Raw genomic sequence first — 24,584 nt, forward strand, 5'->3', positions numbered from 1 at the left:
AGAACACCAGGGAGCCCACCATGCACGCCATCCGTCTGCACGCCTTCGGTCCGGCCGAGAACCTCGTGTACGAGGAGACGGCGGACCCGGTGCCGGGCCCCGGCCAGGTCCGCATCGCCGTGACGGCGGCCGGCGTGCACCTCCTGGACACCGCGATCCGCGCCGGATTCCAGGGCCCGCTGCCCGAACTGCCCGCCCTGCCCACCGTCCCCGGCCGCGAGGTCGCGGGCACCGTCGAGTCCGTCGGCGAGGGAGTCGACCCCGCCCTGCTCGGCACCCGCGCGGTCGCCCACATCGGCTTCGCCCCCGGCGGCTACGCCGAACTGACCGTCACCGAAGCCGCCCGCCTGCACGAGATACCGGCGGGGCTGGACGACGCCGAGGCCGTGGCCCTGATCGGCACGGGCCGCACCACGATGGGCATCCTGCAGTTCGCCGAGCTCGGCGAGGACTCCGTGGTGGTGATCCCGGCGGCCGCGGGCGGCATCGGCACCCTCCTCGTCCAGTACGCCAAGCACCGCGGCGCCACCGTCATCGGCCTCGCGGGCGGCCCGGAGAAGACCGCCCGCGTCCGGGCGAACGGCGCGGACCTCGCCGTCGACTACAAGAACCCTGAGTGGCCGGACGAGGTACGTACGTACCTGAAGGAGACCGGCGCCCCCGGCGCCACGGAAGTCTTCGACGGAGTGGGCGGCGACGCCGGTCTCGCCGCCGTCGACCTCCTCGCACCCGGCGGCACGCACATCGTCTTCGGCTGGTCCGGCAAGGGCCTGCACGACGGGGAGCCGCTGGCCTTCACCGAGGAGGAACTGGCCGCCCGGGGCATCACCCAGGTCAACGTCCTCGGCCCGGCGATGATGCAGAAGGCGGGCGGCGACAACCCCGTCCGCACCCTGGAGCTGGCCGCGCTGACCGAGGCCACGCGCGGCCACTTCACACCCGCCGTCCAGCGCTTCCCGCTGGCGGAGGCCGCGGCGGCCCACCGGGCGCTGGAGAGCCGGGGGACGACGGGCAAGGTCGTACTCGTCCCCTGAAGCCCCGGCCAGGGACAGCTACTTGGTCTGGGCGCCCAGCTCGGCCAACGCGCCGTCGGTCAGCCGGTACACCGTCCACTCGTCCTGCGGCAGCGCACCGAGGGACTTGTAGAAGTTGATCGACGGCTCGTTCCAGTCGAGCACCGACCATTCGAGGCGCTCATAGCCCCGCTGCACACAGATCCGGGCCAGCTCGGTCAGCAACGCCTTGCCGTGCCCGCCGCCGCGCGCCTCGGGACGTACGTACAGGTCCTCCAGGTAGATGCCGTGCACCCCGCGCCAGGTCGAGAAGTTCAGGAACCACAGCGAGAAGCCGACGACCTCGCCGGACGCGTCGTCCTGCGCGATGTGCGCGAACGCGGCGGGCCGCTCCCCGAAAAGCGCCTCGCGCAGCTGCTCCTCGGTGGCCCTGGCCTCGTCGAGCGCCTTCTCGTACTCGGCGAGGTCACGGACCATGCCGTGGATGAGCGGGATGTCTTCGGGCGTGGCATTACGAATCATGCGCGCAGGTTAACCGGGTGCGCCGGGCCCGGGTCAGTGCCGTCTCACCAGCCGAACCTCCCGGGCGACGCCCTCGGCTCACCGCCCCGGAGGGGAGTGCTCACCGCCCCGGAGGGGAGTGCTCACCGCCCCAGCAGCAGCCGCGCGACCTCCAAGTCGTCCTCGTCCAGCGGCTCCTCGTCCTCGATCTGCCACAGCGTGTTCTGCAGCACCCGGCCGAGCGTCCAGGCGCGCGCCCGCTCCCGGTCGAGTCCGAGCACCTCGGTCATCGCGTCGAACCGCCACAGCGCATCGGCGGGATCGAAGCGGTTGTTGATGGCCGGCCAGAGGTCGAAGCCGGGGTCACCGGCCAGCGGCTTCGGGTCGATGGCGAGCCACGGCTCGCGCTCGGCGGCAAGCACGTTCTCGAAGTGCAGGTCCCAGTGGAGCAGCCGGTCGCCGGGCTCGCCCATGACCTCGCGCACCGCTCCCCCGCACCGCTCGACGATCGCCCGCTCGGCGGGGTCGCCGATCTCCTTCAGGGCATCGGGCAGCTCGTCGACCATCTCCGCCGCGATGTCGCCGAGCCGCCGCATCCCCGCGGGCGCGGGCACCGCCGTCAGCCGGGCGAGCAGCTCCGCGATGACGAGCACCGCCTTGTGGATGTCCTCCATCGTCGACAACATCCGCGCGGAGTCGAGGCGTTCGAGCAGCATCGTGCCCGTGCCGTCGTCGTAATCGAGGAGCCGCACGGCCCCGTCGCCGTCCCACACCCGAAGCCCGACGGGCTCCCCCTCGGTCTCCTCGTCGAGCACCTGGAACTTCACCGCGGCCGGGGTCCCGTCGGCGCGCACCACGGGCAGCACGAGGGCCGCCATGCCGTGCATGGACGGCCCGTCGACGGTCAGGTCCCACCGCGCGAGGAACTCCGGCACGCGGGCGGGCAGCGCCGCGATGAAGGCACGGCCCGCCTCACCCGCGTACTGGTACTGCGACTCGATCAGCTCGTCCGGAATGCGAATGTCGATCACGTTCGCCACCCTACGGACGCGGGACGAGTCACCGCACCGGAATTTCCGGGGTCAGGAGATGGTCCGGAGCCAGGAGATGCTCCGGAGTCAGGAGATCCCGGAAGCCTTGAGCTCCTTGGCGAACGCCGCCTCGTCGAACAGCGCGTTGCTCTCCGGCTTCTCCCCGTCGATGAAGACGGACGGCGTGCCCGACATGCCGTCGTCGGTGAAGGACTGCATGGCCTCGCCGACCCACTTCTTGTACGTCACGTTCGTGACCGCCTTGTCGAAGGCGGGGCCGCGCAGACCGTCCACCTTGTCGGCGATCTTCAGCAGGAAGGCGGGGGTGTAGGCGTCCTCGCTCTCGCTCTCCGGCTGGTTGGCGAAGACCGCGGCGTGGAACTGCGGGAACTTGCCCGCCTCGACCGAGGCCCGCAGCGCGTTCACGGCGTTCACCGAGCCGCTGCCGCCGAGGTTCTTGTCGAGGAACGAGGCGAGCGTGTACTCGACCTTCACCTTGCCGTCGGCCACCGGCTTGATCAGGGCCTTGGCGCCGGTGTCCTCGAACTTCTTGCAGATCGGGCAGCGCGGGTCCTCGTACAGCTTGACCGTGTGCCCGGCCTGCGGGTCGCCGACCGTGATGACGCCGCCCTTCACGGAGGCGGGCACCTTCGCGAGCGCCGCGACGTCCGCCGGCGGCTCCTTCGCCTCGGGGGCGCCGGCAGCCGGGTCCTCCGCGGAACCGGACGACCCCCCGGACGACGAGGCCGACCCCTTCCCCTTGCCGCCACCGTTGCCCGGAATGTCCTCGGGCCCACAGGCGGCTGCCCCCAGGGCGACGAGTGCGGTGGCGGCCACCGCGGCGGCGATGCGCCCGGCCTTGCGTACGGCCATCTGAAACAGTCCTCCAAGATCTCGGCACGTGACGCTCCGCCACGCACCGGATCAACGTATCGGACCCCCCACCCGAACCCCCCGCTCGAACCCCGTCCCCTGCACCCCTCCCCAAAGCCCCCACCAGCGCAGTAACGTCCGGCACATGAGCAGCACGATCAACGGCGGCATCTCGTTCTGGTACGCGGACCACGGCACCCCGGCCCCCCGTGAACCGCTTCCGGGCGACGAGAGTGCCGACGTCTGCATAGTCGGCGGCGGCTACACGGGCCTGTGGACCGCGTACTACCTGAAGAAGGCCGCGCCCTTCCTCCGCATCACCGTCCTTGAGCAGAAGTTCTGCGGCTACGGCGCTTCGGGCCGCAACGGCGGCTGGCTCTACAACGGCATCGCGGGCCGCGACCGCTATGCCCGGCTGCACGGCAAGGAGGCCGCGGTCCGCCTCCAGGAGGCGATGAACGAGACGGTCGACGAGGTGATCCGAGCCGCGGCCGAGGAGCAGATCGACGCGGACATCCACCACGGCGGCGTACTCGAAGTGGCGTACACCCCGGCTCAGTTGGCCCGTCTGAAGGAGTTCCACGAGACGGAACTCGCGTACGGCGAGAAGGACCGCACGCTGCACGGCGCACGCGAGACGGCGGACCGGATCCGCGTCGCGGGCGCGGTCGGCTCGACGTGGACCCCGCACGGCGCACGCCTGCACCCGGTGAAGCTGGTGAAGGGCCTGGCGGCGACCGTCGAAGCGCTCGGCGTGACAATCCACGAATCAACCCCCGTCACGGAGATCAAGCCGAAGCACGCCATCACTCCCTACGGCACGGTCCGCGCCCCGTACATCCTGCGCTGCACGGAGGGCTTCACGGCATCGCTCAAGGGCCAGCGCCGCACCTGGCTCCCCATGAACTCCTCAATGATCGCGACGGAACCCCTGACCCCCGCCCAATGGGAGTCGATCGGCTGGGAGGGCCGAGAGACGCTCGGCGACATGGCACACGCGTACATGTACGCCCAGCGCACGGCGGACGACCGCATCGCGCTGGGCGGCAGGGGCGTCCCGTACCGCTACGGCTCGCGCACGGACAACGACGGCCGAACCCAACCCGCCACGATCGAGGCCCTGCACGAAATCCTGACCCGCTTCTTCCCACAGCTGGCCGGGGTCGGCATCGCCCACGCCTGGTCCGGCGTACTCGGCGTCCCCCGCGACTGGTGCGCCACGGTCACCCTGGACCGCGCGACGGGCCTGGGCTGGGCGGGCGGCTACGTCGGCTCGGGCGTGGCCACGGCCAACCTGGCGGCCCGCACGCTGCGCGACCTGGTCCAACAGGACTCGGGCCAGGCGGGCGCGACGGACCTGACAACCCTCCCCTGGGTCAACCACAAGGTCCGCAAATGGGAGCCGGAACCGTTCCGCTGGATCGGCGTCCAGGGCATGTACGCGACGTACCGCAGCGCGGACCGCCACGAACTGACGACGCCGACGACACAGGCCCCCCGCCTGGCCCGCCTGGCGGACCGCTTGTCGGGCCGCCACTGATACGCCTCCCGCAACTATCCTTTGCGGACGAGCAGATGAACCCCCTGGAACTGCCGCCGATCCGCGGGCTGCGGCTCCCGAACCGTCCGTGCCACCTCACTCAGCCCCACCTTGCCGAGCAGCTCGGCAAGGTGGTCGGCCGACCACCGATAGGCGGGCGCGACGGCATGATCGGGCACGGCCTGCGTCGCCACGGACGGATCATCGGTGGCCCAGAACCCAATGAGCAGATGCCCACCGGACGCGAGCACCCGCCCGAACTCCCCTAGGACAACAGGCAGTTCAGCTGGCGGCGTATGAATGACGGACCACCGGGAGAGCACACCGCCAAGCGCCCCGTCACCGATATCAAGCGCGGCCATACCCCCCACGTCGAACCGCAACTCCGGGTAGGCCTCCCGAGCAATCTCAACCATGGCGGGAGAGGCATCAACCCCGAAGGCCGCAACCCCCAACCCACTCAAATAGGCAGTGACATGCCCGGGCCCACACCCCAGATCACCAACAAGCCCCTCACCCACGGCTTCGGCGAAGACCCCGAGGATCGCGCGATCCAACGGACAGTCACGCAGCACGTCGCGGAACATCTCCGCATAGGTGGGGGCCATGGTGTCGTAGGCCTCGCGGGTGGCGTGGAAGGCATCGTGTTCGACCATGCCCACGACAGTACTGATGCGGGGCACCGAGAAATCCTCACGGGGTTCGCGAATCCCCAGTCATGCCCATGACATCTAACTAGCATGATCGGGAACGCTGACAACACAGACAGGGGGACACTCGTGCTCATCGCAAAGAAGCTCCTCGCCGGAGCGGCGGCGTCCGTTCTGGCGAGCACCGCGCTGATCGGCGGAATGACGGCAGCGGCCACGCCGGCAGCGGCCAGCGCGTACGACTGCCAGGAATACCTGCGCGGTTGGTACAACATGACCCCGCCCAGGATCGAGGCGTGCGGAAGGGCCGTCAGCGGCACCTTGGGCGGGCGCACCATGTGCGTCACCCAGCTCGTCACCCACGGAGTGGCATCGAGGCACGCAACCAACGCCTGCGACCTGGCCGACAACTGAGCCAGCCCGAAGGGGCAGCCCACAACACCCGAAAACCCCAGGTCAGACCCGTTCTGACCTGGGGTTTTTGCTGAGCCCCCTGTCGGATTCGAACCGACGACCTACGCATTACAAGTGCGTTGCTCTGGCCATCTGAGCTAAGGAGGCATGCACTGACGTGCCCGTGCAGTGTAACCAACACCACCGGCGCCCCCGTCGAAAATTTCCTCGAAGATCCTCGAAGGTCGCGGCTCACCGACTACTGACAGACCCGACACCTCCGGGGTACCGTCACGAGCAGTTCGCTCAGGTGGACTACACCACTCCCTCTACTCGGATCGTCCGGCACGTTCCTGCCGGTGAAGGGGGCCCTCACCATGGCCACTGTTACGTTCGACAAGGCGACCCGCATCTACCCGGGTTCCGACAAGCCCGCCGTCGACGGCCTGGACATCGAGATCGAGGACGGCGAGTTCCTCGTCCTCGTCGGTCCGTCCGGCTGCGGAAAGTCCACCTCCCTGCGCATGCTCGCGGGCCTGGAGGACGTGAACCAGGGCGCGATCCGCATCGGTGACCGCGACGTCACGCATCTGCCGCCGAAGGACCGGGACATCGCCATGGTGTTCCAGAACTACGCGCTCTACCCGCACATGACCGTCGCCGACAACATGGGCTTCGCGCTCAAGATCGCCGGCGTGAACAAGGCGGAGATCCGGCAGAAGGTCGAGGACGCCGCGAAGATCCTCGACCTCACCGAGTACCTGGGCCGCAAGCCCAAGGCGCTCTCCGGCGGTCAGCGCCAGCGTGTCGCCATGGGCCGCGCCATCGTGCGTGAGCCGCAGGTGTTCCTCATGGACGAGCCGCTCTCCAACCTCGACGCCAAGCTGCGTGTCAGCACGCGTACGCAGATCGCCGGCCTTCAGCGGCGCCTCGGCATCACCACCGTCTACGTCACCCACGACCAGGTCGAGGCCATGACCATGGGCGACCGCGTCGCGGTACTCAAGGACGGCCTCCTCCAGCAGGTGGACAGCCCCCGCAACATGTACGACCGCCCCGCGAACCTCTTCGTCGCCGGGTTCATCGGCTCCCCCGCCATGAACCTCGTCGAGGTCCCGATCACCGACGGTGGCGTGAAGTTCGGCAACTCGGTCGTGCCGGTCAACCGCGAGGCGCTCTCCACCGCCGCCGACCGCGGCGACCGCACCGTCACCGTCGGCGTCCGCCCGGAGCACTTCGACGTCGTCGAGCAGAACGGCGGCGCCGCGAAGTCCCTGTCGAAGGAGAGCGAGGACGCCCCGGCCGGTCTGGCCGTCTCCGTCAACGTCGTCGAGGAGCTCGGCGCCGACGGCTACGTCTACGGCTCCGCGGAGGTCGGCGGCGAGCACAAGGACCTCGTGGTCCGCGTGAACGGCCGTCAGGTCCCGGAGAAGGGCGCCCAGTTGCACGTCGTACCGCGTCCGGGCGAGATCCACGTGTTCTCGACCTCGACGGGCGAGCGGCTCACCGACTGAGGCCGTCAGCATCACTCGAAAGGGCCCCGCACCTCGGTGCGGGGCCCTTCTCGTTCGCCCACGTTGTCGACAAATACCCCGGCAGACCGGTCATTTCGCCCAGGCCGCGTCAACACCGCTCCAGAGAAACCTCATTTCCCGTCGCTCGACCGAGTGACTAAATGTCGCCAAATCATCACCTAGCGCTACGCTCACTCGCGTGACGCACTCCGCCAACCACACCCAGAAGCCGCGCCGAGCCCACCGAGGCCCCGCGCGCCGCATCGGCCGCACCCTCGCCCTCGTCCTGCCCGTGATGCTGGTCCTCTCCGGCACCCTCGCGGTCACCAGCGTCAACTGGTCGGGCAACTCGTCGGACTCGATGCTGACGGCGTCCGCCGGTGACATCTCGGCACCGGCCAAGTCCCGCGCCCCGCAGGACGTCCTGCGCGACCGGCTGCTCCTGGAGCTCCAGGAGAAGAACCCGGGCGTCGCGCTCACCCACCTCCAGCAGGAGGTGAACCGCCACCCGTCGCTCGCCAGGCACTGCGTCTCCATCGCCCGTGCCCTCGGCCGTGCGGCCGTCCGGGCGTACGGACCGACGCGCGCCCAGTCGTACGCCCGCCCGGTCTGCGACACGTCCTTCGCGACGGGCGTCGCCGCCCACCAGAACGGCTGAGCGGCCCGCCACGTAGGGTTTCCGGCATGACCGGCGACCCCCACGCACACAGACCCACACAGGCCGTAGTCCTGGCCGGAGGCCAAGGCTCCCGCCTCCGTCCGTACACCGACGACCGGCCCAAGCCGATGGTCGAGATCCCCGGCACGGGGACCCCGATCATCGGCCATCAGCTGTCCTGGCTGGCCGCGGAGGGAGTCACGGACGCGGTCGTCTCGTGCGGCCATCTCGCCGAGGTGCTCCAGGAGTGGCTGGAGTCCGCGGACCTCCCGCTGAACGTGACCACGGTGGTCGAGAAGGAACCCCTCGGCCGGGGCGGCGGCCTCAAGTACGCCGCCCGTCACCTCCCGCACGCGGACCGCCCCTGGTACGCGACGAACGGCGACATCTGGACCCGCTTCTCGCTGCGCGACATGGCGGCCTTCCACGCCGAGCGGGACGCCACCGCGACCCTCGCCCTGGCCCGCCCCCGCATCCCGTGGGGCGCCGTCGAGACGGACGCGTTCGGCCACATCACGGACTTCATCGAGTCCCCGCCGTCCCCGTATCTGATCAACGCGGGCGTGTACGTCTTCTCCGCCTCCTTCACCGGGCTCCTGCCCGACCGCGGCGACCACGAGCGCACCACCTTCCCGCGCCTGGCCCGCGAGAAGAACCTGGCCGGCTTCCCGCTGCCGCAGGGCGCGTACTGGCGCGCCATCGACACCGCCAAGGACCTCACCGAGGCCGCCAAGGAGCTGGCGTCACCGAGCCGTTGAGGGCTTCCCCCATGGCTTCTCTCGTACGTACGTGAGTGGGGCCCGCACAGACTCTGTGCGGGCCCCACTCGCGTACCCGGAAGCGCCCAACCGCTCAGCCGCCGCCCAGCAGTCCGCCCACCAGGCTGTCCGAGCCACGGCTGCCGCCCTCGGGCGCCCCGCTGCTGCCGCTGGACGTCGGGCCCGCGTCGGTGGACGACGGGGGCTGCTGCGACGTCGGCTGCTGCTGCTGCGCCGGGGCCTGCTCGGTGCCCTGCGTCTGGCTGGGCTGACCGGAGCCCGCCGTGCCGGTCTCCTGCGCCTCGGCCGGGGCGGTCGTGCCCGCGCCCTGCGTGGGGCTCGCGGAGCTGCCCTGGGTGGGCGCCTGGGAGGCCGAGGGGCTCTGCGAGTGGCCCTGGCGCCGCTCCTTCTTGCCGGGCTCCTGGGGAAGCGGCGAGCCGGGCAGTTCGTTGCGCGGGGCCTCGCCGGGACCGGGGACGGTGACGCGGTCGGCGTCGCGCACGGCGCTGCCCAGCATCGAGCCGATCAGCAGCGTCAGGCCCACGATGACCGCACCGAAGAGGGCGCCGCGGCGCAGCACCCGGCGGCGCAGCTCCCAGATGTCGGCGCGCGGCCCGAGGGTGCGCCAAGCCTCGCCGGCGAGCCTGCCGTCGACGGAGTAGACGGGGGCGCCCGCGATGATCAGCGGCGACCAGGCGGCCAGATAGATGATGTCGGGCGCGTCGTAGGCGGGGACGGTCTTCCAGCTGACGGTGACCATGAGCGCGGCGGACAGCAGCACGCCGATGCTCGCGGCGACCCGCTGCCAGAGCCCGAACACGGTGAGCACGCCGACGATGACCTGGAGGAAGGCGATGCTGAGGCCCGCGCCGACCGGGTGCTGGAGCGCGAAGTCGCGCAGCGGCTCGGCGAGCGCCCAGGGGTGCAGCGAGTTCAGCCACTTGACCATGGAGCCGCGCTCGCCGCCGTCGAAGTAGACGGGGTCGCAGAGCTTGCCCATGCCGGCGTAGATGGAGATGAACCCGAGGAAGACGCGCAGCGGGAGCAGCACGACGCCGAGGTTCATCCGCCGGCCGGGGTAGTAGGCATGTCGCACGGGGTCGGCCCCGTGCCGCCTGGTGACGGTCTCCTCCTCGAACTCCTCGTCGTCGTACGCGAGTTGCTCGCGCTCGTCGAGGTCGCTCCGCGCCATGTCGACCTGCGGGAGCAGCCGGGTGCCGGGGTCGGGGTGGCGCGGGCCGATGACGGAGGGGGTGGCCTGGGTGATCTCGAGGTCGTCTTCCAGCTCGACGCGCGGGATGACCTGGGTGGCGCCGCCGTCGTCGTAGGAGTCGGCGCCGCTTCCGGCCGAATGGCGCACGCCGGTGCCGCGCACCGCCTGGAGGAGTCCGGTCGCTCCGGGATCGCCCGGCTCGGACTTCCCGCTCCAGACGACGGGCGCGCGACGCCGTGCGGCGGAGCCGACCGCGGGGATGCGCACGGTGTCGTCGCCGGTGCTCAAGTGCCGGGAGATTCGCGGGGATTGGGTCCGCTGCGCGGTGGGGAGCTGCACGCGGAAGCTCGCGTGATTCACGATGACCTGGGCCGGGTCGCTCGGCACCTTCACCATGCTCAGCGCGGGAGCTTCGTCGAACCCTGACGAGCTTCCCCCCCTGGGATTGCGGGGCGTTCTGGTGTCCACACTCATCTAACCGAGTGATGTGTGTTTAGGACACTGCCTTGACCGCGTGGAAATGTCCGGACCCCGTCAAGACCGGACGCCGGCCCGGCTGACTCCCTCAGCCCGACCGGCGTCCGACACCGTCTTCGCCAAGCCCGACGACGCGCCGCCTCATACAGCACGACACCCGCGGCCACACCCGCGTTCAGCGACTCCGTGCCACCCGGCATCGGAATCCGCACGCGGTAACCGCACGACCCCTCCCCCGTGCCGCCCTCGCACGCTTCGCGGCTTCGAGCAGCTGCGCCGGACTCCGTCCGCCGACATCACGCCCGACGACGCGCCGCCTCATACAGCACGACACCCGCGGCCACACCCGCGTTCAGCGACTCCGTGCCACCCGGCATCGGAATCCGTACCCGGTAATCGCACGTCTCGCCGACCAGGCGGGACAGGCCCTTGCCCTCGCTGCCCACGACGATGACGACCGGGCCGCCGAGCGCCTCCAGGTCGCCGACCTCGTGCTCGCCGTCGGCGGCGAGGCCGACGACGGTGACGCCCGCCTTCTTGTACTGCTCCAGGACGCGCGTCAGGTTCGTCGCGCGGGCGACCGGCGTGCGCGCCGCCGCGCCGGCCGCGGTCTTCCAGGCGCCCGCGGTCATGCCGGCGGCGCGCCGCTCGGGCACCACGACGCCGTGGCCGCCGAAGGCGGAGACAGAGCGGACGACGGCGCCCAGGTTCCGCGGGTCCGTCACGCCGTCGAGCGCCACGATCAGCGGGTCCTGGCCCTCGTCGTACGCGGCGGCCGCGAGGTCCTCCGGGTGCGCGTACTCGTACGGCGGGACCTGGAGCACCAGGCCCTGGTGGTTGAGCCCGTTCGTCATGCGGTCCAGCTCGGGGCGAGGGGCCTCCATGAGGTGGATGCCGCCGCGCTCACCGGCGAGCTGCAGGGCCTCGCGGACCCGCTCGTCGTTGTCGATGAACTGCTGGACGTAGAGCGTGGAGGCGGGCACGCCCTCGCGCAGCGCCTCGACCACGGAGTTGCGCCCGACGACCATCTCGGAGGTGCCCTTGCCGCCGCGCCCCTTCACGGGACGTCGGCCGCCACCGCCGGACACGGCCTTCTTGGCCTTCGCGTTGGCGATGCGGTTCTTGACGTGCCCCTTGCGCATCTCGGCGGGCGGCGTCGGGCCCTTGCCCTCGAGGCCGCGGCGCCGATTGCCGCCGCTGCCGACCTGCGCGCCCTTCTTGCCGGACATGCGGCGGTTGTTAGCGGCCATGACCTACCTGTCTGTGTGTGATGCGCGCGGTCGCGCGCATGCTGCGTCGTACGTATGAAGTGTGCCGGTACGTATATGAAGTGTGCCGCCCGGTGAGCCGGGCGGCACATCGCGAGGTCAGGGCACTCAGCGCGGGCCGAGCGTCCATCGCGGGCCGCTGGGGCCGTCCTCGATGACCAGCCCCGACTGATTGAGCTGGTCGCGGATCGCGTCGGCGGTCGCCCAGTCCTTGCGGCCGCGGGCCGCCTCACGCTGGTCCAGGACCAGGCGTACGAGGGTGTCGACGACCCCGTGGAGGTCCTCGCCGCGGTCGCTCTCGCTGCCGGCCCAGTGCGGGTCGAGCGGGTCGAGGCCGAGGACGCCGAGCATCGCCCGGACCTCGGCGAGGCGGGCCACCGCCGCTTCCTTGTCGTCGGCGGCAAGCGCGCTGTTGCCCTGGCGGACCGTGGTGTGCACGATCGCGAGGGCCTGCGGCACGCCCAGGTCGTCGTCCATCGCGTCGGCGAAGGCGGGCGGCACGTCGGCGGCGGGCTCCACGACGCCCCCTGCCTTCTCCACCACACGCTGCACGAAGCCCTCGATGCGGGCGAACGCGGACTCGGCCTCGCGCAGCGCCTCTTCCGAGTACTCGATCATCGAGCGGTAGTGCGGGGTGCCCAGGTAGTAGCGCAGGACGATCGGGCGCCACTTCTTGACCATCTCGGAGACGAGCACCGAGTTGCCGAGCGACTTCGACATCTTCTCGCCGCTCATGGTGACCCAGCCGTTGTGCACCCAGTACCGCGCGAACGCGTCCCCGAAGGCCTTGGCCTGCGCGATCTCGTTCTCGTGGTGCGGGAAGATCAGGTCGATCCCGCCGCCGTGGACGTCGAACTCGCGGCCCAGGTACTTGTGGGCCATCGCCGAGCACTCCAGGTGCCAGCCGGGACGGCCGCGGCCCCAGGGGGTCTCCCAGCTGGGTTCGCCCTCCTTGGCCCGCTTCCACATGGCGAAGTCGCGCGGGTCGCGCTTGCCGGTCTCGCCCTCGCTCTCGGGCTGCAGGAGGTTGTCCAGCTCCTGGTTGGACAGCTCCAGATAGCCGGGGAAGGACTTCACGTCGAAGTAGACGTTGCCGTCCGACTCGTAGGCGTGGCCGCGCTCGATCAGGCCGCGCATCATCTCGACCATCTCGGTGATGTGCCCGGTGGCGCGCGGCTCGTAGGTGGGCGGCAGGCAGCCGAGGACGTCGTAGCCGTCGTTGAAGGCCCGCTCGTTCTCGTAGCCGATCGACCACCAGGGGCGGCCCTGCTCGGCGGACTTCCGGATGATCTTGTCGTCGATGTCCGTGACATTGCGGACGAACGTCACGTCGTAGCCGCGGTGGGCGAACCAGCGGCGCATGATGTCGAAGTTCAGCCCCGACCGGATGTGCCCGATGTGCGGGGCGGCCTGCACCGTGGCGCCACACAGGTAGATCGAGACACAGCCTTCGACGAGCGGGCTGAAGTCACGGATCTGCCGGGCGCTGGTGTCGTACAGGCGAATCGTCACCACACCAGGGTAGTGGGCGCGGGGCAGTGCCCTGCGACCTCCTCGGTCAACAGGGCACTGAACTGTGACACGTCGGTGTGTACGACGGCGCGTACGGCTTCGTACGACTGTGTACGGCCGCGTACGTCAGTCCCGGGTGCGCACGACCAGCGCGGTGGCGATCGCCGCGAGCCCGTCGCCCCGGCCCGGGAAGCCGAGCCCGTCGGTGGTGGCCCCGGAGACCGTGACGGGCGCACCCGCGGCTTCGGAGAGCACCTGCTGTGCCTCGTCGCGGCGCTTGCCGATCTTGGGTCGGGGGCCGATGACCTGCACCGCCACGTTGCCGATGGTGAAGCCCTCGTCCCGGACGATCCGCGCGGCCTCGGCGAGCAGCTTGACGCCGGGGGCGCCGGACCATTCGGGGCGGCCGGTGCCGAAGTGCGCGCCGAGGTCGCCGAGGCCGGCCGCGGAGAACAGCGCGTTGCAGGCGGCGTGCGCGACGACGTCCGCGTCGGAGTGCCCGGCGAGGCCGGGGCCCTCGTCGTCCCACTTCAGGCCCGCGCACCACAGCTCTCGGCCCTCTTCGAAGGCGTGGATGTCGGTGCCGATGCCGACGAGGGGCAGCACGGGGGCGGGCGCGGGGGTCTCAGAAGCCATCGTTGGCCCTCCTGCGGGCGAGTACGGCCTCGGCGAGGACGAGGTCGAGGGGGCGCGTCACCTTGAAGGCCTCTTCGTGGCCGGGCACGACGACGACCTGGACGCCGAGCTGCTCGATCATGCTCGCGTCGTCCGTGACGTTGTCGGTGACCGTCTCGTGGGCACGCACGAGGAGCTCGCGGTCGAAGCCCTGCGGGGTCTGCACGGCGCGCAGCCGGGCCCGCTCGGGGGTGGCGACCACGGGTTCGGGGGCGCCGGGCTCGGCGGCGGGCTCGACCTGCTTGACGGTGTCGGCCAGGGGCAGCGCGGGGACGACCGCGGGGGCGCCCTCGCGGACGGCCTCGATGACGCCGTCCACGGTGTCGACGGGCACCAGCGGGCGGGCCGCGTCGTGCACGAGGACGACGCCGATGCCGGGCGGCAGCGCGTCGAGGCCGAGCTTCACGGACTCCTGGCGGGTCTCGCCGCCGGGGACCACGACGAAGTCGGTGCGCTCGGGCAGCGCGTGGTCGTCCAGGAGGGTCTTGACCTCGTTCGCGCCGTCCGGGGGCGCGACCACGACGACCAGGGAGACCGCGCGGGAGTCGGCCATGGCCCGGATGGCGTGGATGAGCATGGGGGTGCCGTTCAGCGCGCGAAGCGCTTTGGGGGCGCCCGGGCCGAGACGCACGCCGCGTCCGGCGGCGGGAATCACGACCGCGGTGCGGGATTCGCTAGACATCGGTTCCGTTCAGGTTTGTACGCTCGGCCGACATGGGTATGGCCACACCGTGCCGGGCGCGACGCCTTGACCGGACCCTTCCGTGACATCTGGTCGAGCCAGCTGCCCGAGCCCGGCACGCCAAGCAAGCAACGGGGGATTCTCGAAGGACTCGAAGTTCGAAGAGAGACACGTTCGGGTACGAACATGCCGCAGCGCCCGGCGACACCATTGAGGGTCAGCGGGCACCGCGGCATTCATGGCGCCAAGACGTATGCGTATGTCAGGACGCGATCAGGACGCGAGGACCTCGTCAAGCAGGGCCTCGGCCTTGTCCTCGTTCGTGTTCTCCGCGAGGGCGAGCTCGCTCACCAGGATCTGCCGAGCCTTGGCGAGCATGCGCTTCTCGCCCGCGGACAGTCCGCGCTCGCGCTCCCGACGCCACAGGTCACGCACGACTTCCGCGACCTTGATGACATCGCCGGAGGCGAGCTTCTCGAGATTTGCCTTGTAGCGACGGGACCAGTTCGTGGGCTCTTCGGCGTACGGCGCGCGCAGCACCTCGAAGACCCGGTCGAGCCCGTCCTGACCGACCACATCACGCACGCCGACGAACTCCGCATTGTCCGCAGGCACACGTACCGTCAAGTCGCCCTGGGCGACCTTCAGCACCAAGTAGGTCTTGTCCACGCCTTTGATCTGGCGAGTTTCGATGGCCTCGATCAGCGCGGCCCCGTGATGGGGATAGACCACGGTGTCGCCAACCTTGAACGTCATGTGACAGGTACCCCTTCCGTGGCTATCCATCCTAACACGAGAACGGCCTCTTCTGAATGGCGTTTTCGCAGGTCAGGGCACATCTCGGGGCTTGACAACAGCAACAGGAACGTGCTGCGGACGGCTAGCGGAGGGGGGTATTCGCAGGTGGGAGCCGCTCTTCGGGGAAGGCGAAACATGGCCGTCACGCACCGTCCGAGAGCGCTCCCCGAGGCCGAACGTCCCGTTTTGCCGGGTTCCAAGCGGTGAACTTCCGCTACTCCGTTCGGTGACTGAAGAGCAGTACGACTCGCTGTTCGAGTGTCTCTCCGATGCCTCTCCGAAGCATCTCGGGGAGCTATCCGGAATTGATCAAGTGGCGTCGGTGATCAATTTCCGGGACTTCCCCGAGTCGTCATGCATTCCTTACGGGAAATCCGCAAGACAGGATGCGATGACGCTTGACGGCTCTTATGTGAATGATGAACGAGAGGCGAATGATCTCGGGATGACGGAAGTGGCGCGGGCGACGGGACGGCGGTGGCGCCGGGAGGCTCGTGGGGCGTAGGGGCGGGTCGGGTGCGGTGGTGCGGGAACGGCTCGGTAACCTAAGCCCGCTGACACACCCTTAGGGCGGCTTTACGGCCGTCCGCCCGTCCCGTATCGCTCTCGTTCAAGGAGTTGCCGCCGCCGTGAGCCGCAGCCTTCGACGCGGCGCCCTCGCCGCCACCGCCATCGCGTTCTCGCTCTCGCTGTCCGCGTGCGCCGCCGGCAGCGACGCCGCGACGCACGAGATCAAGCCGGACAACGCGGCGACCGCCGTCGGTGACATCAAGATCCAGAACGCCATGGTGATCACCCAGCCCGACCTGGAGTCCACGGGCCCCGCCGTCGTCGCCGCGACGATCTTCAACAACGGCCGGACCGCCCAGACGCTGGACGCCATCACCGTGAACGGCACCGGCAAGAAGGCCAAGATCACGCCGGGCAAGGACGACAAGAACTCCAAGCCGGGCGGTCCGCTGACCATCCCCGCGGGCGGTTCCGTCGTCATCGGCGGCAAGGACAACGCCTCCGCCGTCCTGCCCAGCAGCCGCGAGGCCGTCAAGGACGGCAACGCGCAGCCGGTCACCTTCGCCTTCAGCAAGACCGGTGACGTGAAGATGAAGACCTTCGTCGTCCCGGCCGAGAGCTACTTCAAGAAGTGGGGCCCGAGCGAGGTCCCGGCGGCGCCGGACGAGAAGCCGTCGACGAAGCCGTCGGGCGGCGCCTCCACCGACCCGTCGGGCAAGCCGTCGGGCACGCCGTCCGAGGGTGCCTCCACCAACCCGTCGGAGAACGCCTCGGGTGGCGCCACGGAGCCGGCGGACGCGGCCTCGCACGGCGCGGGCGCGGGTTCCGGCTCCCAGCACTGAGCGACATTCGCAGACGTACATAGACGTACGCAGAAGTACACAGACGGAAGGGCGGGAACCCGGTGCCGGGTTCCCGCCCTTCCGCGCGTCCGCCGATCCGCGGTTTACGGTTCAAACTTGTAGCCCAGACCCCGCACCGTCACCAGGTAGCGCGGCGCCCCCGGGTCCGGCTCGATCTTGGCGCGCAGGCGCTTCACGTGGACGTCCAGGGTCTTGGTGTCGCCCACGTAGTCGGCGCCCCAGACCCGGTCGATCAGCTGCATGCGGGTCAGGACGCGGCCCGCGTTGCGCAGGAGCATCTCCAGGAGGTCGAACTCCTTCAGGGGGAGGTCGACCTTGGAACCGGAGACGGTGACCACGTGGCGGTCGACGTCCATCCGGACCGGGCCCGCCTCCAGGGCCTGCGGGGTGACCTCCTCCGGCTCGCCCCTGCGGCGCAGCACCGCGCGGATGCGGGCCACCAGCTCGCGGGACGAGAAGGGCTTGGTGACGTAGTCGTCGGCTCCTATTTCCAGGCCGACCACCTTGTCGATCTCGCTGTCCTTCGCGGTGACCATGATCACCGGGACGTTCGAGCGGCCACGCAGCTGACGGCAGACCTCCGTGCCGGGCAGGCCCGGCAGCATCAGGTCGAGCAGGACGAGGTCGGCGCCGTTGCGCTCGAACTCGTCGAGTCCGTCCGGGCCGGTGGCCGCGATGGCGACCTCGAAGCCCTCTTTGCGGAGCATGTAGGACAGGGCGTCGCTGAAGGATTCCTCGTCCTCGACGACGAGCACTCGGGTCACGGAAGGACCTCCGGGGCAGGGATGGGTTCGTACGCAGTGGTGTCGTCGGGCCGTGCGGTCTCGGCGTCGCTGCCTGTTCCGCCCCGATCGGTTCCGCGGTCGCGGGTGGCGGCCGCCTCGGGCAGCCGCAGGGTGAAGGTGGAGCCCTGTCCCTCCGAGCTCCACACGGTGACCTCCCCGCCGTGCGAGGCGGCCACGTGCTTGACGATGGCGAGGCCGAGGCCGGTGCCGCCGGTGGCCCGCGAGCGGGCCGGGTCGACGCGGTAGAAGCGCTCGAAGATGCGCTCCTTGTCCTTGTCGGAGATGCCGATCCCCTGGTCGGTGACGGCCACCTCGATCAGATCCCCGCCCGGCGCGCTGACCCGGCGGGCCGCGATGCCCACGCGGGTGCGGGCGGGCGAGTAGTTCACGGCGTTCTCGACGAGATTGCCGAGGGCCGCCGCGAGCTGGCCGCGGTTGCCCCATATCTGGAGGTCGGCGGTGCCGCCGGCCGCCATGGTGATCTGCTTGTGCGAGGCCTGGTGGCGGCTGCGGTCGATCGCCTCCGCCACCAGTTCGTCGACACGGACGGGTTCGGCGTCCTCCAGGGGGTCGTCGTTCTGGACCCGGGAGAGGTCGATGAGTTCCTGGACGAGGCTGGTCAGGCGGGTCGCCTCGATCTGCATCCGGCCCGCGAAGCGCTCGACGGCCTCGGGGTCGTCGGAGGCGTCCATCACGGCCTCGGAGAGGAGGCTGAGGGCTCCTACCGGTGTCTTCAGTTCGTGGCTCACATTCGCGACGAAGTCGCGGCGTACCGCTTCGATGCGGCGGGCCTCGGTGAGGTCCTCGACGAGCAGGAGCACCAGGCGGGAGCCGAGCGGGGCCACGCGGGCCGAGACCGCAAGGGCCTCGCCACGGCCGGTGCCGCGGCGCGGCAGGTCCAGCTCGACCTGGCGTATCTCGCCGTCGCGGCGGGTGTCGCGGGCCATCTGGAGCATCGGGTCGACGGCCAGCTTGCCGCCGCGGACCAGGCCGAGCGCGTACGCCGCCGAGCTGGCCTTGACGACGCTGTCCGCCTCGTCGAGGACGACCGCGGACGAGCGGAGCACGGAGAGGACCGTGTCGACGCCGGGCGGCAGTACGGGGTCGGTGTGCAGGGAGGTCCGGGTGGGGCGTTTCAGGTCGCGCTCGCTCCAGCGGAACGCCAGCATGGCGATGACGCCGGTGCACACCCCGGCGATCGCTGCCGCTGCGGCGACCGCCGCGTTCACGTCCATGCCTCCAGGTTATGCGCCCTTTACGCACCTCCCACAGCCATACGGGTGCGGCCTCGAACACTCGTCGCCCAGAGTTCACCGAGGAGACGGTGATGGTTCACTTCGGCTGAACGGGTCAGGCGGGGGCGGGCCGGGGGTGGGTCTTGGAGGGCGTTTCCCGTCGCCCACAGTTCACCTTGGTGACAGGGGCGATTCACTTGGCATGTCGGAAACGGACGCGTCGGGGCCGCACCGTGGGAGCGTGGGGGTCACCCCCCGGGACGTACTAGAGAGGGACATCCACATGCGGGACGCGTACCACGAGGAACTTGACTCGATCGGCGAGGGCCTGGTCGAGATGGCCCGTCTTGTCGGGTCGGCGATCGGGCGCGCCACCACGGCCATGCTCGACGCCGACCTGAAGATGGCCGAGAGCGTGATCGCCGCTGACCAGAAGGTCGACGATCTGCAGCATGACCTGGAGGCCCGCGCGATAGCCCTGCTCGCGCGGCAGCAGCCGGTCGCCACCGATCTGCGCATCGTCGTCACCTCGCTGCGGATGAGCGCCGACCTGGAGCGCTCGGGCGACCTCGCCCAGCATGTCGCGAAGCTGACCCGGCTGCGGTTCCCGGAGTCGGCCGTGCCGCGCGACCTGCACGCCACGATCCTGGAGATGGGGCAGCTGGCGCAGCGCCTCATGGCCAAGGCCGCCGAAGTCATCATCACCAAGGACGTCGACCTGGCGCTCCAGCTGGAGCAGGACGACGACGAGATGGACCTGCTGCACCGGACGCTCTTCCAGCACCTGATGGACGACCGGTGGAAGCACGGCATCGAGACCGCCGTCGACGTGACGCTGCTCGGCCGCTACTACGAGCGGTTCGCCGACCACGCGGTGTCGGTGGCCAAGCGCGTCGTGTACCTGGTCACCGGGGAGCACGCGGATGAGATCCAGCCCGCGGGTTCGCCGGTGGAAGGCGCCTGAGGCGCTTCTTCTCCGTACGCAAGGGTGTGCCCCGCACGTGACGTGCGGGGCACACCTTTCGCTCACCCGCAGCAGCCTCCGCACTGGCACGGGCCGCCCTGCTGGCAGCCGCAGCTGCAGCCCGAGCCGCAGCCACAGGCGCCCAGCAGGACCAGTTCCGGCAGGCCTGGCGTCTCGGTCGGCTGCTCGGGGGTGAACACGGGGTTGGGGGACTCGGCCATGGGTCTCCTCCTCGAAGGCGTACTGCCTGGCCATCTGCCTGACCATCTGCCTGGCCATGACGTGATGTCAGCCTGTCCCTGATTTCATGCCCTGCCCTGACGGCGCATCAACGGCGCACATGTGCGCGGGCGTTCGCCGCCCAGTGGCCGATGGTGCCGATGAGGAGCAGGGCGAGCACCGTGCCCAGCGTGAACGCCTCGAAGGGCAGGCGTGATACGCCCCAGGTCGCCCGGAAGTCGTAGGTGATGCCGAGGAGTTGCTCCAGGGTGCCGGGGAAGAGGGCGGCCCAGGAGCCGGGCAGGATCCAGGCGTAGACGAGTACGGCACAGGTCATGAAGCCCTTTGTGCCGAAGGGGACTTGGCAGGGGCGGGGGGTTCGTCTGTGCTTCAGGACTTCGTGAACCTGGTGCTGGTGCTGGTGCCGCTGGGTGGGGCGGATCTGTCGTGGCTGGTGGGGCTGGTGGTGACGGCGCCGGTGTATTACGTGTGGGCGCGGAGGTCTTCCGGGGAGGCGCTGGAGGCGGCGGGCGGGACGTCGGCCTCGGCGGCGGGCGCCACCGGAACAGCCCCCGTGTCCGCCGCGGCCCCCTCCTCCGGAAGCCCCCTCATCAGCGACCAGTAGCCGAGGGCGGCGACGGTGCCGATGACGGCGCAGATCCCCCAGAGCCAGTCGGCCCCGAACCGGTCGATCACGAAGCCGGAGAGGAGCGGGGCGACGAGTGCGGCGACGGCCCAGGACAGGGTGTACATGCCCTGGTAGCGGCCTCGGCCGTGAGTGGGCGAGAGCCGGACCACGAGCCCGGTCTGGGTGGGCGCGTTGACGATCTCGGCGAGGGTCCAGACGCACACGGTGAGGGCGAAGACTCCGATGGACCCGGCGAAGGCGGTGAGCCCGAAGCCGTATCCGGCGAGGAGCGCGGAGATGATGAGGAGCCGCTGCGGGTCCCGGTGCTCGATGAAGCGGGTGACCGGGATCTGCAGGGCGACGATCAGTACGCCGTTGACGGCGATGGCCATGCCGTAGTCGGCCGGGGTGAACCCGGCCTGCCCCATGGCGACGGGCAGCCCGACGGATCCCTGCTGGAAGATCAGCGCGATGAGGAAGGACAGCCCGACGACCCCCATGAACCGCCCGTCCCGCAACACGGTCCCGAGGCCGACCTCGGGCTCGGCTTCCTTCTCCAGGGCCGTACGGACGGGCCGGGACTCGGGCAGCTTGACGAAGACCAGAATCGCGCACGCCATGGTCATCCCGGCCTCGATGAGGAAGCCGGCGAGGTAGCTGAACTCGGCGATGAAGCCGGCGCCCATGGAGGAGACGGCGAAGCCGAGGTTGATGGCCCAGTAGTTGAGCGAGAAGGCGCGGACGCGGTCCTCGGGCCGGATGATGTCGGCCATCATCGCCTGGACGGCGGGCCGGGAGGCGTTGCTGGCCATGCCCACCAGGAAGGCGACGCCGGCGATGGCGATCGGGTCCTTCATGAACCCGAGGAGGGCGACGGAGATCGCGGTGGACGCCTGGGCGATGAGGAGGGTGGGCCGCCGCCCGAGCCGGTCGGTCATGACGCCGGCGCCGAGCGAGGAGATGACGCCGCCGAGGCCGTGCAGGGCGGCGACGAGTCCGGCGTAGGTGGCGGAGTAGCCGCGGTCGAGGGTCAGATAGAGCGCCATGAAGGTGGCGACGAAGGCGCCGAGGCGGTTGACCAGGGTGCTGGTCCACAGCCACCAGAATTCGCGGGGAAGCCCCGAGACGGACTCTCTCGCGGCGCGTCTCATGGCGGCGAGCGACATCAGGTTCCCCCACAGGTCAGGCGGTTGTACGAGCGCTAAATGTAAGCGTCTCTTTCGGCATTCGCACATTACGATGACGAGGGTCGCCCGAGCCACTGGATTAGCAGATCCCGTCAACTGGCGGAGGGCTGCGGGGAGCTGTGATCGGGGGCCCGTCCACCCCGCGGCCGGGCGCGCGGGGCGCCCGGCGGTTCGATTACGCTCAGGGGCATGGCCGACGCACCGTACAAGCTGATCCTCCTCCGCCACGGCGAGAGCGAGTGGAACGCGAAGAACCTGTTCACCGGCTGGGTGGACGTCAACCTCAACGAGAAGGGCGAGAAGGAGGCGGTCCGCGGCGGTGAGCTGCTCAAGGACGCCGGCCTGCTCCCCGACGTGGTCCACACGTCGCTCCAGAAGCGCGCGATCCGGACGGCGCAGCTCGCGCTGGAGTCCGCGGACCGCCACTGGATCCCGGTGCACCGCTCCTGGCGCCTGAACGAGCGCCACTACGGCGCGCTGCAGGGCAAGGACAAGGCCCAGACGCTGGCCGAGTTCGGCGAGGAGCAGTTCATGCTCTGGCGCCGCTCGTACGACACCCCGCCGCCGCCGCTGGACCGCGACGCGGAGTACTCGCAGTTCGACGACCCGCGCTACGCGACGCTGCCGCCGGAGCTGCGCCCCCAGACGGAGTGCCTGAAGGACGTCGTCGTCCGCATGCTCCCGTACTGGTTCGACGGCATCGTCCCCGACCTCCTCACGGGCAAGACGGTCCTGGTCGCCGCCCACGGCAACTCGCTCCGAGCCCTGGTCAAGCACCTGGACGGCATCTCCGACGAGGACATCGCGGGCCTGAACATCCCGACGGGCATCCCGCTGTCGTACGAACTGAACGCGGACTTCAAGCCGCTGAACCCGGGCGGAACGTACCTGGACCCGGACGCGGCAGCCGCGGCGATCGAGGCGGTCAAGAACCAGGGCAAGAAGAAGTAGGCCGCCCCGGCCTCATCTGACCTTTGGCCCCCTGCCTGCGGGATTCGCGGGCGGGGGGCTTTGGCGTGGCGTGGCGGCGCGGGGCGGAGTCTGTTCTCCCCGGCAGGACACGTGACCCGGAGAGCCTAGGCTCGGCCCATGACGACGCCCATGGACGCAGAGCTCGCGCACGACCTGGCCCCCACCGGAGTGCTGCGTGCCTCCATCAATCTCGGGAATCCCGTCCTCGCCCAGGGCACCCCCGAGCAGCCCTCCGGAGTCACCGTCGAGCTCGCTCGGGAGGTCGCCGGGCGGGTGGGGGTGCCGGTGCGGTTCGTCTGCTTTGACGCGGCCCGGAAGTCGTATGCCGCGATGGCCGAGGGGCACGCCGACCTCTGTTTCCTCGCCGTGGATCCGGATCGTGAGAAGGAAGTCGCCTTCAGCACGCCGTACGTGCATATCGAGGGCATGTACGCGGCACCGGTGAACTCCGCGTTCTCCTCCGCCGACGACGTGGACCGGGACGGGGTGCGCATCGGCGTCAAGAAGGGGTCCGCCTACGACCTCTACCTCAGCCGCACCCTGCGTCACGCCACCGTCGTGCGCGGCGACGACGGCGTCGACGTCTTTCACTCCGAGGGCCTGGACGTGGCAGCCGGCATCCGCCAGCCGCTGACCGCGCACGTTGCCCGGCGGCCCGAACTGCGCCTGCTGGACCCCGCGTTCATGACCATCCGACAGGCCATGGGCACCCCGAAGGAGCGGCGTCCGGAGACCACGCAGTTCCTCAGTGCAGTTGTGCGTGAGCTGGTGGCGTCCGGGTTCGTCGCCGAGGCGCTGCGCCGCTCCGGGCAGGACCCGGCGCTGGGCGAGCGCACGCAATAATCCCGGTGGCGTGAGCCCGCGTCCGGGATAGTGGGCCGGCATGGATCAGGTCAGTGTTGTCGTCGCTCATGCCGAGCGTGCCACCCTGCGCATCGGTGACGTGTTCCTGAAGGTGGACGCCGATCAGGGGCGTGTCGACGTCGAGGTCGAAGCCATGGGTCTTGCGCCCGTGCCGACCCCGGAGATTCTGTGGCGCAAGCCGCCCGTGCTCGCCCTCGCCGCGGTCCCGGGGACCGCTCTCGGGCAGCTCGGGCAGCCGGTGACCGCGTCGGCCGCGGCATGGGCCGCGGCGGGTGCCGCCGTACGGACGTTGCACGACGCGCCGTTGCCGGCCTGGCGCGGGCGGGCCGGCCGGGGTCCCGACGAGTTGGTGGCGGAGCTCGACGGCGAGTGCGCGTGGCTCGTCGCGAACCAGGTTCTGCCCGTCGATCTCGTCACCCGCAATCGGCAGGTCGCCGAGGCCGCGCTCCGGCCCTGGGCCCCGGCGTTCACACACGGCGATCTGCAGATCTGTCATGTGTTCGTCGACAGTGGCAGTGGCGGTGACAGTGGGGGCCACTCCATTACCGGCATCATCGACTGGTCCGAAGCCGGGCGAGGCGATGCCCTTTACGACCTCGCCACCCTGACGCTCGGGCACGAAGAGCACCTCGGTGATCTCATCGCGGGCTATGGCACCGACGTCGACCTCGACCTCGACGTCGTACGCGCTTGGTGGTCCCTGCGGAGCCTGCTGGGGGTTCGGTGGCTGGTCGAGCACGGCTTCGACCCGTTCTCGCCAGGGTGTGAGGTGGATGTGCTGAGGGCCCGGATGTGAGATGG

The 24,584-nt window shown here is 70.2% G+C and carries 27 protein-coding genes, 1 tRNA gene and 1 pseudogene; 12 read left to right on the forward strand and 17 right to left on the reverse strand.

Features of this window, described 5'->3' with window-relative positions; translation table 11 throughout:
• The first annotated feature begins 20 nt into the window (after nt 1-20).
• Complete coding sequence (locus ACIBKX_RS32210) at nt 21-1,034, forward strand: zinc-binding dehydrogenase (RefSeq protein ID WP_363269757.1); 1,014 nt, start codon at nt 21-23, stop codon at nt 1,032-1,034.
• A gap of 18 nt (nt 1,035-1,052) precedes the next feature.
• Here ACIBKX_RS32210 and ACIBKX_RS32215 read toward each other — a convergent pair whose 3' ends face one another.
• The 3 genes from ACIBKX_RS32215 to ACIBKX_RS32225 all read right to left on the reverse strand — a co-directional run bounded on the left by ACIBKX_RS32215 (nt 1,053) and on the right by ACIBKX_RS32225 (nt 3,418).
• Complete coding sequence (locus ACIBKX_RS32215) at nt 1,053-1,535, reverse strand: GNAT family N-acetyltransferase (RefSeq protein ID WP_363269756.1); 483 nt, start codon at nt 1,533-1,535, stop codon at nt 1,053-1,055.
• Between the two features lie 122 nt (nt 1,536-1,657).
• Nucleotides 1,658-2,554, reverse strand: coding sequence for an aminoglycoside phosphotransferase family protein (locus tag ACIBKX_RS32220; protein WP_363269755.1), 897 nt, complete (start codon nt 2,552-2,554; stop codon nt 1,658-1,660).
• Between the two features lie 78 nt (nt 2,555-2,632).
• Nucleotides 2,633-3,418 carry a thioredoxin domain-containing protein gene (locus ACIBKX_RS32225; RefSeq protein WP_363269754.1) on the reverse strand — a complete coding sequence of 262 codons (786 nt, stop codon included), beginning with the start codon at nt 3,416-3,418 and terminating at the stop codon, nt 2,633-2,635.
• 145 nt (nt 3,419-3,563) lie between these two features.
• Here ACIBKX_RS32225 and ACIBKX_RS32230 point away from each other — a divergent pair, with 145 nt between their 5' ends.
• Complete coding sequence (locus tag ACIBKX_RS32230) at nt 3,564-4,958, forward strand: FAD-dependent oxidoreductase (RefSeq protein ID WP_363269753.1); 1,395 nt, start codon at nt 3,564-3,566, stop codon at nt 4,956-4,958.
• Between the two features lie 14 nt (nt 4,959-4,972).
• Here the strand turns inward: ACIBKX_RS32230 and ACIBKX_RS32235 are convergent, their stop codons facing one another.
• Entirely contained in the window at nt 4,973-5,614 is a 642-nt protein-coding gene (locus ACIBKX_RS32235; RefSeq protein WP_363269752.1) for a class I SAM-dependent methyltransferase, read from the reverse strand.
• Between the two features lie 123 nt (nt 5,615-5,737).
• On the opposite strand from ACIBKX_RS32235, the gene ACIBKX_RS32240 reads away from it, so the two are divergent.
• Nucleotides 5,738-6,022 (forward strand): hypothetical protein, encoded by a 285-nt coding sequence (locus ACIBKX_RS32240; protein ID WP_363269751.1) that lies wholly within the window; start codon nt 5,738-5,740, stop codon nt 6,020-6,022.
• A 73-nt stretch (nt 6,023-6,095) separates the two neighbouring features.
• On the opposite strand, the gene ACIBKX_RS32245 is transcribed toward ACIBKX_RS32240, so the two are convergent.
• A tRNA-Thr gene (locus tag ACIBKX_RS32245) sits at nt 6,096-6,169 on the reverse strand.
• Between the two features lie 209 nt (nt 6,170-6,378).
• On the opposite strand from ACIBKX_RS32245, the gene ACIBKX_RS32250 reads away from it, so the two are divergent.
• From ACIBKX_RS32250 to ACIBKX_RS32260, 3 genes are all read left to right on the forward strand, one after another.
• Complete coding sequence (locus ACIBKX_RS32250) at nt 6,379-7,515, forward strand: sn-glycerol-3-phosphate ABC transporter ATP-binding protein UgpC (RefSeq protein WP_363269750.1); 1,137 nt, start codon at nt 6,379-6,381, stop codon at nt 7,513-7,515.
• A gap of 199 nt (nt 7,516-7,714) precedes the next feature.
• Nucleotides 7,715-8,173: a hypothetical protein gene (locus ACIBKX_RS32255; RefSeq protein WP_363269749.1), complete on the forward strand. Its 459-nt coding sequence runs from the start codon at nt 7,715-7,717 to the stop codon at nt 8,171-8,173.
• 26 nt (nt 8,174-8,199) lie between these two features.
• A complete protein-coding gene (locus ACIBKX_RS32260; RefSeq protein ID WP_363269748.1) occupies nt 8,200-8,931 on the forward strand; it encodes a nucleotidyltransferase family protein in 732 nt (243 codons plus the stop codon).
• A gap of 94 nt (nt 8,932-9,025) precedes the next feature.
• On the opposite strand, the gene ACIBKX_RS32265 is transcribed toward ACIBKX_RS32260, so the two are convergent.
• From ACIBKX_RS32265 to ACIBKX_RS32295, 7 genes and pseudogenes are all read right to left on the reverse strand, one after another.
• Nucleotides 9,026-10,618, reverse strand: a complete 1,593-nt coding sequence (locus ACIBKX_RS32265; RefSeq protein ID WP_363269747.1) for a DoxX family protein — start codon at nt 10,616-10,618, stop codon at nt 9,026-9,028.
• A 125-nt stretch (nt 10,619-10,743) separates the two neighbouring features.
• Nucleotides 10,744-10,839, reverse strand: a pseudogene (locus ACIBKX_RS32270) (23S rRNA (guanosine(2251)-2'-O)-methyltransferase RlmB); the annotation flags it as partial.
• Between the two features lie 78 nt (nt 10,840-10,917).
• Nucleotides 10,918-11,871 carry a 23S rRNA (guanosine(2251)-2'-O)-methyltransferase RlmB gene (gene rlmB, locus ACIBKX_RS32275; RefSeq protein ID WP_363269746.1) on the reverse strand — a complete coding sequence of 318 codons (954 nt, stop codon included), beginning with the start codon at nt 11,869-11,871 and terminating at the stop codon, nt 10,918-10,920.
• Between the two features lie 126 nt (nt 11,872-11,997).
• Complete coding sequence (gene cysS, locus ACIBKX_RS32280; RefSeq protein WP_363269745.1) at nt 11,998-13,401, reverse strand: cysteine--tRNA ligase; 1,404 nt, start codon at nt 13,399-13,401, stop codon at nt 11,998-12,000.
• A gap of 126 nt (nt 13,402-13,527) precedes the next feature.
• A complete protein-coding gene (gene ispF / locus ACIBKX_RS32285; protein ID WP_363269744.1) occupies nt 13,528-14,037 on the reverse strand; it encodes a 2-C-methyl-D-erythritol 2,4-cyclodiphosphate synthase in 510 nt (169 codons plus the stop codon).
• Nucleotides 14,027-14,758, reverse strand: coding sequence for a 2-C-methyl-D-erythritol 4-phosphate cytidylyltransferase (gene ispD, locus ACIBKX_RS32290; RefSeq protein WP_363269742.1), 732 nt, complete (start codon nt 14,756-14,758; stop codon nt 14,027-14,029). Before ispD ends, ispF begins: the two co-directional genes overlap by 11 nt.
• A 273-nt stretch (nt 14,759-15,031) precedes the next feature.
• Nucleotides 15,032-15,514: a CarD family transcriptional regulator gene (locus ACIBKX_RS32295; RefSeq protein WP_003953493.1), complete on the reverse strand. Its 483-nt coding sequence runs from the start codon at nt 15,512-15,514 to the stop codon at nt 15,032-15,034.
• Between the two features lie 268 nt (nt 15,515-15,782).
• Here ACIBKX_RS32295 and ACIBKX_RS32300 point away from each other — a divergent pair, with 268 nt between their 5' ends.
• Both ACIBKX_RS32300 and ACIBKX_RS32305 read left to right on the forward strand, forming a co-directional pair.
• Nucleotides 15,783-16,061, forward strand: coding sequence for a hypothetical protein (locus ACIBKX_RS32300; protein ID WP_363269741.1), 279 nt, complete (start codon nt 15,783-15,785; stop codon nt 16,059-16,061).
• 124 nt (nt 16,062-16,185) lie between these two features.
• A complete protein-coding gene (locus ACIBKX_RS32305; protein WP_363269740.1) occupies nt 16,186-16,908 on the forward strand; it encodes a DUF461 domain-containing protein in 723 nt (240 codons plus the stop codon).
• Between the two features lie 104 nt (nt 16,909-17,012).
• Here the strand turns inward: ACIBKX_RS32305 and ACIBKX_RS32310 are convergent, their stop codons facing one another.
• Nucleotides 17,013-17,693: a response regulator transcription factor gene (locus tag ACIBKX_RS32310; RefSeq protein ID WP_111665435.1), complete on the reverse strand. Its 681-nt coding sequence runs from the start codon at nt 17,691-17,693 to the stop codon at nt 17,013-17,015.
• Nucleotides 17,690-18,949, reverse strand: a complete 1,260-nt coding sequence (locus ACIBKX_RS32315; protein ID WP_363269739.1) for an ATP-binding protein — start codon at nt 18,947-18,949, stop codon at nt 17,690-17,692. Before ACIBKX_RS32315 ends, ACIBKX_RS32310 begins: the two co-directional genes overlap by 4 nt.
• Nucleotides 18,950-19,232: 283 nt before the next feature.
• Here ACIBKX_RS32315 and phoU point away from each other — a divergent pair, with 283 nt between their 5' ends.
• The gene (gene phoU, locus ACIBKX_RS32320; RefSeq protein ID WP_363270124.1) at nt 19,233-19,913 is read left to right on the forward strand and encodes a phosphate signaling complex protein PhoU; all 681 of its coding nucleotides are present in this window, start codon (nt 19,233-19,235) and stop codon (nt 19,911-19,913) included.
• A 62-nt stretch (nt 19,914-19,975) separates the two neighbouring features.
• On the opposite strand, the gene ACIBKX_RS32325 is transcribed toward phoU, so the two are convergent.
• The 3 genes from ACIBKX_RS32325 to ACIBKX_RS32335 all read right to left on the reverse strand — a co-directional run bounded on the left by ACIBKX_RS32325 (nt 19,976) and on the right by ACIBKX_RS32335 (nt 21,926).
• Nucleotides 19,976-20,134: a hypothetical protein gene (locus tag ACIBKX_RS32325; protein WP_363269738.1), complete on the reverse strand. Its 159-nt coding sequence runs from the start codon at nt 20,132-20,134 to the stop codon at nt 19,976-19,978.
• Nucleotides 20,135-20,241: 107 nt separating this feature from the next.
• Nucleotides 20,242-20,469 carry a hypothetical protein gene (locus ACIBKX_RS32330; RefSeq protein WP_363269737.1) on the reverse strand — a complete coding sequence of 76 codons (228 nt, stop codon included), beginning with the start codon at nt 20,467-20,469 and terminating at the stop codon, nt 20,242-20,244.
• A 146-nt stretch (nt 20,470-20,615) separates the two neighbouring features.
• Nucleotides 20,616-21,926 (reverse strand): MFS transporter, encoded by a 1,311-nt coding sequence (locus ACIBKX_RS32335; RefSeq protein ID WP_363269736.1) that lies wholly within the window; start codon nt 21,924-21,926, stop codon nt 20,616-20,618.
• Nucleotides 21,927-22,136: 210 nt separating this feature from the next.
• On the opposite strand from ACIBKX_RS32335, the gene ACIBKX_RS32340 reads away from it, so the two are divergent.
• The 3 genes from ACIBKX_RS32340 to ACIBKX_RS32350 all read left to right on the forward strand — a co-directional run bounded on the left by ACIBKX_RS32340 (nt 22,137) and on the right by ACIBKX_RS32350 (nt 24,579).
• Nucleotides 22,137-22,898: a phosphoglyceromutase gene (locus tag ACIBKX_RS32340; RefSeq protein WP_363269735.1), complete on the forward strand. Its 762-nt coding sequence runs from the start codon at nt 22,137-22,139 to the stop codon at nt 22,896-22,898.
• Nucleotides 22,899-23,036: 138 nt separating this feature from the next.
• Nucleotides 23,037-23,762 (forward strand): transporter substrate-binding domain-containing protein, encoded by a 726-nt coding sequence (locus tag ACIBKX_RS32345; protein WP_363269734.1) that lies wholly within the window; start codon nt 23,037-23,039, stop codon nt 23,760-23,762.
• 40 nt (nt 23,763-23,802) lie between these two features.
• Nucleotides 23,803-24,579, forward strand: coding sequence for a phosphotransferase (locus ACIBKX_RS32350; RefSeq protein WP_363269733.1), 777 nt, complete (start codon nt 23,803-23,805; stop codon nt 24,577-24,579).
• Nucleotides 24,580-24,584 lie beyond the last annotated feature (5 nt).

Source organism: Streptomyces sp. NPDC050658 (assembly GCF_044457025.1).
Lineage (GTDB): Bacteria > Actinomycetota > Actinomycetes > Streptomycetales > Streptomycetaceae > Streptomyces.